This is a genomic window from Planctomycetota bacterium, assembly GCA_038746835.1.
Classification (GTDB): domain Bacteria; phylum Planctomycetota; class Phycisphaerae; order Tepidisphaerales; family Tepidisphaeraceae; genus JBCDKH01.
In genome coordinates, this window is sequence record JBCDKH010000148.1 from 1 (window position 1) to 9267 (window position 9267).

The 9267-nt window shown below is 65.6% G+C and carries 6 protein-coding genes and 1 tRNA gene; all 7 read right to left on the reverse strand.

The genetic code is table 11. The annotated features are described in order from the left end of the window. The coding region (locus AAGI46_12985) for a glycoside hydrolase family 2 TIM barrel-domain containing protein (GenBank protein ID MEM1013122.1) at positions 1-2933 on the reverse strand (2933 nt) is incomplete at its 3' end. A gap of 90 nt (positions 2934-3023) precedes the next feature. Next, positions 3024-3097, reverse strand: a tRNA-Arg gene (locus tag AAGI46_12990). 65 nt (positions 3098-3162) lie between these two features. Beyond that, entirely contained in the window at positions 3163-4341 is a 1179-nt protein-coding gene (locus AAGI46_12995; protein MEM1013123.1) for a hypothetical protein, read from the reverse strand. A gap of 2 nt (positions 4342-4343) precedes the next feature. Beyond that, positions 4344-5408 (reverse strand): ABC transporter ATP-binding protein, encoded by a 1065-nt coding sequence (locus tag AAGI46_13000; GenBank protein ID MEM1013124.1) that lies wholly within the window; start codon positions 5406-5408, stop codon positions 4344-4346. A 174-nt stretch (positions 5409-5582) separates the two neighbouring features. After that, the gene (locus AAGI46_13005; GenBank protein MEM1013125.1) at positions 5583-6722 is read right to left on the reverse strand and encodes a glycosyltransferase family 2 protein; all 1140 of its coding nucleotides are present in this window, start codon (positions 6720-6722) and stop codon (positions 5583-5585) included. Between the two features lie 286 nt (positions 6723-7008). Further along, positions 7009-7764: a hypothetical protein gene (locus AAGI46_13010; protein ID MEM1013126.1), complete on the reverse strand. Its 756-nt coding sequence runs from the start codon at positions 7762-7764 to the stop codon at positions 7009-7011. 179 nt (positions 7765-7943) lie between these two features. Further along, the coding region (locus tag AAGI46_13015; protein ID MEM1013127.1) for a hypothetical protein at positions 7944-9267 on the reverse strand (1324 nt) is incomplete at its 5' end.

The following is a 9267-nucleotide window of genomic DNA, read 5'->3' on the forward strand; positions in this document are numbered from 1 at the left end:
GGCACGACGCGCAGTGACTGCCGCGGCGTGCTCGGCGTCGACAACTCGCCCCAGCGGACATCGGTCTTGAGGCCGTGCTCCTGCGGCACGATGTACGGCACGTACTCGTCGGTCACGCTCGACGTCCACAGGCCGAGCTCCTTGCCGGTCTTGCGGTCCGGATACGACTCGCCGGGACCGCGGCCGTACCAGCGGAGCCGCTCGAACGCGCCCGGCATCGTAAAGAGCACGCCGAGCCTCGGCAGGTCCGCAAGCGGCTCGTCGACTTCGAACGCAAAGTCACAGTGCAGCCGACCCGACGGATCGAGGTGGTAGGCCTGTCGATGCGTGATGCCCGCGTCGTCGCCGCGACCGACGAACGTCCAGCGATGGGCCAAGCTGATCACGACGGAGCCGTCGCGACGCTGGACGATCTTGGCCGGTTCAGCGTGGGCGAGTCGCGGCTTGTCGAGTTTCACGTTGCACCATCGACCGAGCGGCTTCCATTCGGCGCGCCACTGCTCGGGCTTGCCCTTGACGCCGTCGTTGCTGGTCGGGCCACGCCACAGGTTGAGCCGCGGACCGTCGAGAAGCAGCGGTTGGTCGCCGAGGGTCATGCCCGTCACGACGCCCTTCTTGCGGCTGACCGTCACGCCGAGCCCGCTGGCCGGACTGGTCGCGACAACCTTCGACGCCGACTCCGTCACCTCGACTCGCTGCGACGAGCGCGGCGGCGTTGGCGCCTTGATCGCCTCGGCGAGGACGAACTGTTCCCAGGCCAGCCGCTGTCCCTTGCCGCACCACGACGTCTTCCCAGCCGTCGCCGCCTCGACCGTCAGAATCGCCTCACCCACGGGCAACGTGCCCGGATCGAACGGCAGCGGGAGCGTCGTCGACTTCTGCGGTTCGATCGAGTCGACCGCGAGCACGCCCTTCTTCCACGCCCGGCCAGCGACCTCGACGCGCCAGGTGAACGCGAGCCAATCGGTCGTGACGAAGTACTGCTTGCTGGTCACCCGCAGCTTGCTCTTGCCGACGCGCTCGAAGCCGATCGGCTGTTGGACCTTGAGACAGTCCGCCATCGCCGGGTGCGGCGTGCGATCGGGGCCGACGAGTCCGTCACAGACAAACTCGGCATCGTGGATCTTCTCGCCGAAGTCACCGCCGTATGCCCAGTACTCGACGCCGTCGTCGTTGGTCTGCTTGAGTCCGTGGTCGACCCATTCCCAGATGAAGCCGCCCTGCAGGCCGTCGTACGTTTCGAAGGCGTCCCAGTAGTCCTGGAGGTTGCCGTTGGAGTTGCCCATCGCGTGCTGGTACTCGCACAGGATCAGCGGGCGCGGGTCGGTGTCGCGTTGGGACCAGGCGATGCAGTCGTCGACGTGCATGTACATTGGGCAGTAGAGGTCGCTGGCGTGCAGGCCATGCGGCTCGCCTGCGTTGCCACGCTGGCCCCAGCCGAGTCGGATCGCGCCCTCGTAGTGCAGGATGCGGCTCGGGTCGTAGTCGCGAACCCACTGTGCCGCCTCGACGTGGTTGTCGCCGAAGCCGGCCTCGTTGCCGAGCGACCAGGCGATGACGCACGCGTGGTTCTTGGTCCGCTTGACCATGTTTTGCACGCGATCCATCCACGCCGATCGCCACCGCGGATCGCGGCAGAGCGTCGCGTAGTTGTCGTGCGACTCGAGGTTCGCCTCGTCGATCACGTAGAGCCCGTACTCGTCGCACAGCTCGTACCAGCGGCGATCGTTCGGATAGTGGCTGTTGCGAACGGCATTGAAGTTGTGTCGCTTCATCAGCTCGATATCACGGATCATCGACTCGGTCGTGAGCGCTTTGCCCGTCGTGTCGTCGTGCTCGTGCCGGTTGACGCCGCGCATCATGACGGGCTGGCCGTTGATCAGCAGCTTGCGATGGGCAAGCTCGACGCGGCGAAAGCCGACGCGGAGGCTCGTGTGCTCGATCGCCTTGGCCTTTGGCTTGCCCCGGCCGTCGTCTTCGTGCAGCGACAGCAACAGCGTGTAGAGCGTCGGCGACTCGGCCGACCAGGCGTCGACCTTCCGCATGTCGGCCGACAGCGTCGCGACATTGTGATGCCGGCCGAACTCGGCATCGATCGGCCGGTCCGCCTTCAGCTTGCGAACCCCTTTGCCGCGACTGTCGAGCAAGACGCCCGCGACGTGATACGTCTTGTCCGGCGGACTGGTGAAGCCGAGCGTGACCCGCGCTTCCAGCCGGCTAGACGCGTTGTCAGTGTTGAGATGCCCGACGGCGAAGACGTCGTCGATCCGCGCCTCTGCCTGGCTGTAGAGAAACGTCTCGCGAAAGAGCCCGCCGAGCCACCACTGGTCCTGGTCTTCGACGTACGACGCGTCCGACCACTGGATGACCGCGACCGTCATCTGGTTGCGACCGACATTCACGTGCGACGTCACGTCGAACTCGCTCGGCAAGCGGCTGTCCTTGCTCATGCCGACGAACGTGCCGTTGACCCAAACGCACACGACGCTCTCTGCCCCGCCGAGGTGGAGCACCGTGCGCCTGCCTTTCCAGGCCTTGGGCACATCGAACGTCCGCCGGTAGACGCCGGTAGGGTTGTCCTCCGGCACGTGCGGCGGGTTGTTGGCCCACGGCATTTGGACGTTCGTGTAGATCGGCTTCGAGTAGCCGTGCTGCGTCCAGTTCGACGGCACGGGAATCGTCTTCCACCGGCCGTCCTTGGCGTCGGTCGCGGCGACCTTGGCCGGGACGGCGTCGGGCCGGTCGAAAAGCTGGAACTTCCAGTCGCCGTCGAGGGGCAAGACCCAGCCACTCGCCACCGGCTCGCGCCGCCTCGCCGCTGCGGCCGAGGGATAAGGGATGACCGGACTTCGCCCCGGCAGGCGATGGATGTGGGTCAGCTCCGGCAGCTCCCAAAACCGCGGCAGGCCGGCAAACAAAGACAATTCAGGCATGCCCGCGACTATGGAGCAGCGACCCGGCCGATGCAAATGCGGTTGATTTCGCCAAAAACGCGGCCGGACACGCGGGCCACGATCCGCTGATACACCCGGCAGGGCTCGAACCTGCAACCTTCGGTTCCGTAGACCGACGCTCTATCCAATTGAGCTACGGGTGCGTTGTCGCCCGCGGTGGCGGGCCTGCAGTATTGGTCGGCCGGCAGGCCGGGTCAACGGCGAGGCGTCACAAGTCGCGGCGTCCAAAGACCCAGCAGGCGATCGCCAGCAGCACACCCTGGAAGCAGAAGCTCGTGCCGAATGTCCACGCAAACGAGCGGCTGTAGTAGCGATCCACAGCATCGGTCGCACCACGTTGTTGGGCTCTTTGTGCTTCGAGGAATCGATTGGCGTCTTCTTCGTCCTCAAAATTGCGCCGGCCGACACGCTCCCGTAGCCGGCGATCCGCATCGGCTTCCTGCTGTTCTTCGAATCGCTCCAGCTCGGTTGCGTTGCTCAGTACCTTCTGCAACTCCCCGATTGTTTCTCCCGTCTTTGGCATCGGAAGCTTGATGGCGATCATCACGTCGTGCACCCGCTTGATCGTCGGAACCGCTGCCTCCGCGGCTTCAAGGTTGTCTCTCGCATTCTCAAGATTTCCGGCGGCCGTTTCTCTTGCGACGGCGCTGCCATTCTCCTCGAAGCGACGAGCAATTGACTCCGCAGCGCTGACCTCGCGTTCCCTTCGCTCGACTTCCGACTCCGCTTGCTCCAAAAAGATGAGCGTTGAGAACTCTGCCCAATCAGCCGCCCAGATGAACATCCAGAACAGAATTGTCACCAGAATGGCTGTGACGCCACTGCCCGTCAGAAGTCCGACAAGGGAACTGACGCAGAAGAGAAAGCTGAAGAACACCGTGACATAAACCACCGCCCAGAGCAGTCCCGGAAGAAACACTCCTGCTCTGAACCCGAAGACTGCCATCGCCGCGATGCTGAAGCAGGCTGCCTGCAGAGCCACGAAGAGAAGGCCCGTCGCGTAGCGGGTTAGGAACAGGCGAACCCGGCCCATCGGACGCGAGAGGTACAGGTCTACCGAGCCCTCGTCGACGAGTGCGGGGACGAGCGACGCCGTCGAAATGACGGCCAGAAGGTTTGCCGCGTAGGCAAGCCAGATTGAGATGCCGAATTGGGTGAAGACGAGGATGTAGAACTCCTCAGGTGGCAGCACCGTGCTGTTCCACACGGGGTTCTCCCACGTACCGAAACCCGGAAAGCTCAGGCCCTCTTCGCTGATTCCGATGTAGCCACAGAGCAAAGCGACAAGCGTCGACAGGGCGAGCGAAATCCAGAAGAGCTTCGCTGAGCGAAGACGCCGCAGTGCGTCGACGCTCAGCGCAGCTGTCTGGCGTGCTGAAATCGTCATGTTCATGAAGGCCGCCCCTCTTCTGACGCCGACGCGATCTGGGTGGCTGGACTCGTCATTCCCTCGCTTGCTCGAACAGCCTCCACAAACAAATCCTCCAACGACGGCCGGACGGGGCGGAAGGCGGTGATGGCGACGTCGGACTGACGCAGGAGGTCCAGCACAACGAGGGCCGCGTCGGCCTCGCCGGTTTGGATGTCGAGCGACGTGTCGTCGGGACGCTTCACGACCAAGCCCGTGTCGAGCGTGGCCTGGTGGTCGACGATCGTCGTCCCGAGGGCTTGTTCGACTTTGCTGACGGGCACGCCGGCGGGCAGTTCGATGCGGTACGACGCCCGGCCTGCCGCGAGGTCTGAAGGCGTGCCGGCCTTGGCGACGTGGCCCTGCACCATCACGGCACAGCGGTCGCAGACCAACTCCAGCTCGCCCAGCAAGTGGCTGTTGAGCATCACGCACGTGCCCTTTTCGCGGGCTTCGACCAGGACGTCGCGGATGAGCTTGCGGGCGATCGGGTCGACGCCGTCGGTGGGCTCGTCGAGAATCAGAATCTTCGGCGGCCCGTCGGGCGGACCGGCAGCCAACGCCTGGGCGAGTCCGACGCGTTGCCGCATGCCCTTCGAGTAGCCGCCGACGGCACGATCCGCGGCGTCGGTGAGTTCGACGCGATCGAGCAGCTTGTCACACTGCTTCCGCGCCTCGGCCTTGGTCAGCCCGCCGAGCCGCGAGAAAAACTCGACGACCTGTCGGCCGGTGAGGTACTTGGGGAACTTGGCCTGTTCTGGCAGATAGCCGATCTGGCGCCGTACGCCCGGATCGCGTCGGTGCTTGCCGAGGAGACGAATCGTCCCGCCACCCGGCCGGACGAGGCCGAGGATGGACTTGACCATCGTGCTCTTGCCCGCGCCGTTGGGCCCGAGCAGGCCGAAGATTTCGCCGGGAAACGCGGTGAGCGTGGCGGTGCGGAGGGCGTGGACGGGCTTTCTGCCGACGACGCGTGCCGGGAGAGACGGCTTGAACGTCTTGGTCAGCCCTTGCACGTCGATCGCGGCGTCCACGGGCGACAGCATGGCAAGACCGCGCGAAAGTTGCACATCTTGAAAACGTCGGAGATCGCGAAGTCGCAAAGGCGCGAAGACGAACGCGAAGGATCAGAGGGGAAGGGTGCTGAGCAGTTTTCCCCAAAAACAACCTTCGCGTCACTCTTCTTGTCTTCGCGTCTTCGCGATCTCTGAGGCGGATACCTACTCGACGCCACTGCCCGCCGGGACCTTCGACTCGCTGGCGTCGCGGAAGACGGCGGGTTTGCGGGTGGCGTGGCGAGCGACGGCACGGCCGTGCCCGTTGCCGTTCTCGTGGCCGTTGGCAGGCGTGATGAGGCGGGCGACGCGCGGCTGGGTGACGGGCATGCGGACGTCGCCGGTGCCGTAGATGCGACGCCGCGCGAGGTAGAGCAGCTCTTCGGTGATCCGGCGATGCCTGGCCATCATGTCGGCCAGGAGCGCCATCACGCCGACGATGACGCTGAGCGTGAGCAGCCCGCCGCCGATGGAGATGAGGCTGGTGAACGGCTGCGTCTTGCCGGGGTTGAAGATGAGGTAGTTGGCCGTCACGACGCCCAGCATGGCAAAGCCCGGCAGCGCGAGCAGGCCCGCGATCACGCCGAAGAACTTCAGCGGCCGGATGTCGCGCATGGCGCGGATGATGATCGGGCCGGTGTTGGCGGCGTACTTCCAGACGCTGCTGGCAACGCGGCTCTCGCCGAACTCACGCGTCCCGCGGACCTTCAGCGGCACCTCGATGATGCGGAGGTTCTTGCTGAACAGATCGATGAAGCACTCCTGCGTATACGTGTACCGGCCGAAGAGCGTCAGCCGGTAGAGCGCCTCGCGGTTGAACCCGCGAAAGCCGCACGAGACGTCGGTGAATCGCCCGCCGCCGCCGCAGGCGAAGTTGACGATCTTCACGACGGCCCAGTTGCCGAAGTACTTGATGCCCGGCATTTCCGGTCGATCGTCCGGGTTCTTGAACCGCGTGCACGTGACAAAGTCAGCCTTGTCCTCAAGGAGCGGCTGGACGAGCTTGGCGATGTCGGCCGAGTCGAACTGCCCGTCGCCGTCGATGTTGACGACCAGATCCGCCCCGCGACGCATCGCCGCTTCGATGCCGGCCTGAAAGACCTTGCCCAAACCACGCCGGCCGTGGACCTCAACGACGTGGGCCCCGGCGTCTCGGGCTTCGGCGGCGGTGGCGTCGGTGCTTTCGTCGTCCATCACGACGACTTCGACCGATTCGACGCCGGGAATGGTGCGAGGCACCTCCCGCACGACGCGGCCGATGGTCCGCTCTTCGTTCTGAGCGGGAACGGTGACGACAAGCTTCATCGGGGCCAGAAAGGTCAAGGGGCGGCCGCTGCCGAGGATCGGCGTGGCGCGGGGTCCGATCGTAGCGGTCCGGACTTGGCCGAACAATGCAATACCCCTCCCGCGTCGGCGAATCGCGGTTACGCGAACAGCGTGCTGAACCAACCACGTCACTGGTCGCCAAGAGGCTCACTCCGTCATCCCGAGCGAGCGCAGCGAGTCGAGGGACCTCGAATGGTTCCGCTCATCCCTCGTAAACGAGCTCCTTCGACTCGCTGCGCTCGCTCAGGATGACGAAAGGGCTTAGTCATTCGGGCACTTCGGACGAGATCGCTTTGAGCAGCTCGCGGGTCAGCGGCGGCATCTCGTTGGCGTAGAGCGTCATCCCGCCGTTGGCCTGAAGCGAGACTTCATAGATCCGGCCAGGCTCGAAGATGCCGAAGACTTGCTGGCCGAAGGCGACCTTCACACCGTTCTTCTCCGCGACGGCCGGTTCGCGTGCCATGTCCCAGAAATCCTGCCAGAGCTCGCGTTCGAACTGGGCCCGCTGCTCGTCAAGGCCGATGGCTTCGGGCTCGCCCTCGTAGAGCCGTGGCGAGTCGCCGTGCGGGTCGATGGCCTGAGCACGCTCGGGCGACGTGGCCGAGCCGTGGATGGCGTCCCACATGAAGATGCTCTTACCGCGAAGCGCGTCGCCGCGAGCAATGTCAGCTTCGCCGAAGCGGATGACCAGGGCCGAGATGTGAACGCGTTCGCCCAAGACCGTGAACGCCTGGGCCGGCAGTTCCTCGCCGTCACGGCCGACGTCGAAGAAGAGCAGATCGGTTTCCAGGTCGCCGCCCGAGTTGCGTCGCTGGCCGGTGACGACGATGCGGGCGATGCGTTCTTCGAGCGTGAGGCGTTCGGCGACGTCCTGCAGGTAGGCGATTTCGCGTTCCTGCTGCTCGATGACGCGGTCCTTGGCCGTGCCGCGTTCCTGCCACCAGTACGCCCCACCGCCCGCCGCCCCGGCGACGGCAGCGAGCAAGGCGGCCTTGACGAATGTGCTGGCGGAAGCGGGCATGACGCTGCCGGAGTGTATCGGACGAGACGCGGTCAACGGGTCATGGTGTTTGCCACAACCAGTCGAATCAGCCAATCCGTCATCCCGAGCGAGCGCAGCGAATCGAGGGACCTCGTCCGGTCGTCATCCAAGACTCGCTGCGAGGTCCCTCGGCTGCGCTCGGGATGACGGAGGGCAGATCAGCGGTTCGACAGCGCTTCGAGCTCGGCGAGTGCCTGGTCGCGGGTGACGATGAAGACCTGAACGCCCTGGGACGGCGTGATGCTGCCGAGCCAGTTGAAGGTTTCGGCGTCGACGTAGTGCCGGGTCGGTTCGCCGGTGAAGCCGATGCGGGACGAGACGATGTACGCCTCGCGACGACCGCCGCCCGGAACTGAGACCTCGGCGGGCGGCTGGACATCGAGGTAGCGGCTCATCACCTCGCGACGCTCGGGCACGTAAGACGCCACCATGTAGCCGTCCCGTCCCCAAGTCGCGACCAGTCGCGGCAGGAGGTGATCAACCGCCGCCGGCACGTAGAACGCGGGCAAGTCGCGCTCCAGCGGGTCGCCCAGGATGTTGCCATCGACGGTGAAGACGACCTCGAGCTTTCGCTGGTCCTTGATTTCGAACGTCTGCCGCTCGCCGAGGCCCGGCCCGCGGCTCTGCGGCTCGCCGCGGACGGGGACGCGACGCGAACGCATCTGACCAATGACCGTGCCGACGGAAACGCCGGTGTCGGCCTCGTCGACAGGCTCGCCACCGAGCGGCACGCGTCGGGTGTGCTCGCGGAAGTCGCCGATGTCGAGCTCGCGGCTGGCATAGCTCCACGTCGCGCGGTCGAGGATCGCATCGCCGTCGCGGAGCCGCATGCGAATGCCGACGCGGACACCGTTGGCCAGGAGTGGTTCGAGTGCCGGGCCGCGGACCTTGGCGTCCTCGAATGCCTCGAAGCTCGTCGGTGGCAGGAGGTCGGCGGGCTCCTCGATGACGTGGGCGACGCCGATCGTCTCGCCGTTGCGTTGGATGGCCAGGAAGAACTCGCCCTGCGCCGCCGACGCAAGGTTCCCACGGGGCCCGAGCTGGACGAACATCGCCCGCGTCTTGCGGAGCCGCTTGTCCTGCTCGTCCGCCAACGCTGCCTGATCGATCAGCGCGAAGGAGGCGAACGCGTCGTTGAACAGCTTGACGGACCGGCGAACGTTCTCGTCGGCGCTCATGCGTTCAACCGGCCCGCCGGGTGCCTCGCTGACCATGGTCAACCGGAAGATCGTGCGATCGTCGCCCTGGATGATCGCTTCCTGATGCAAACGCGTATCGACGCCGGTGCTGTATCGGATCGCAAAGACGCCCGCGTCGGCATCGGGCAGCGGTGCGAGTCCGCGACGCAGCAGATCGCCTCCAAGGTTGCGTTGCACTTCGAGCGTGTAGGTGTCGAGCAGGCCTTCGGTCCGCGTGCCGTCGGCGGCGACGTCCGTCCGCAGATCACGCGGCTCGTCGAGCCGAAGGCGACGCAACTCGAAC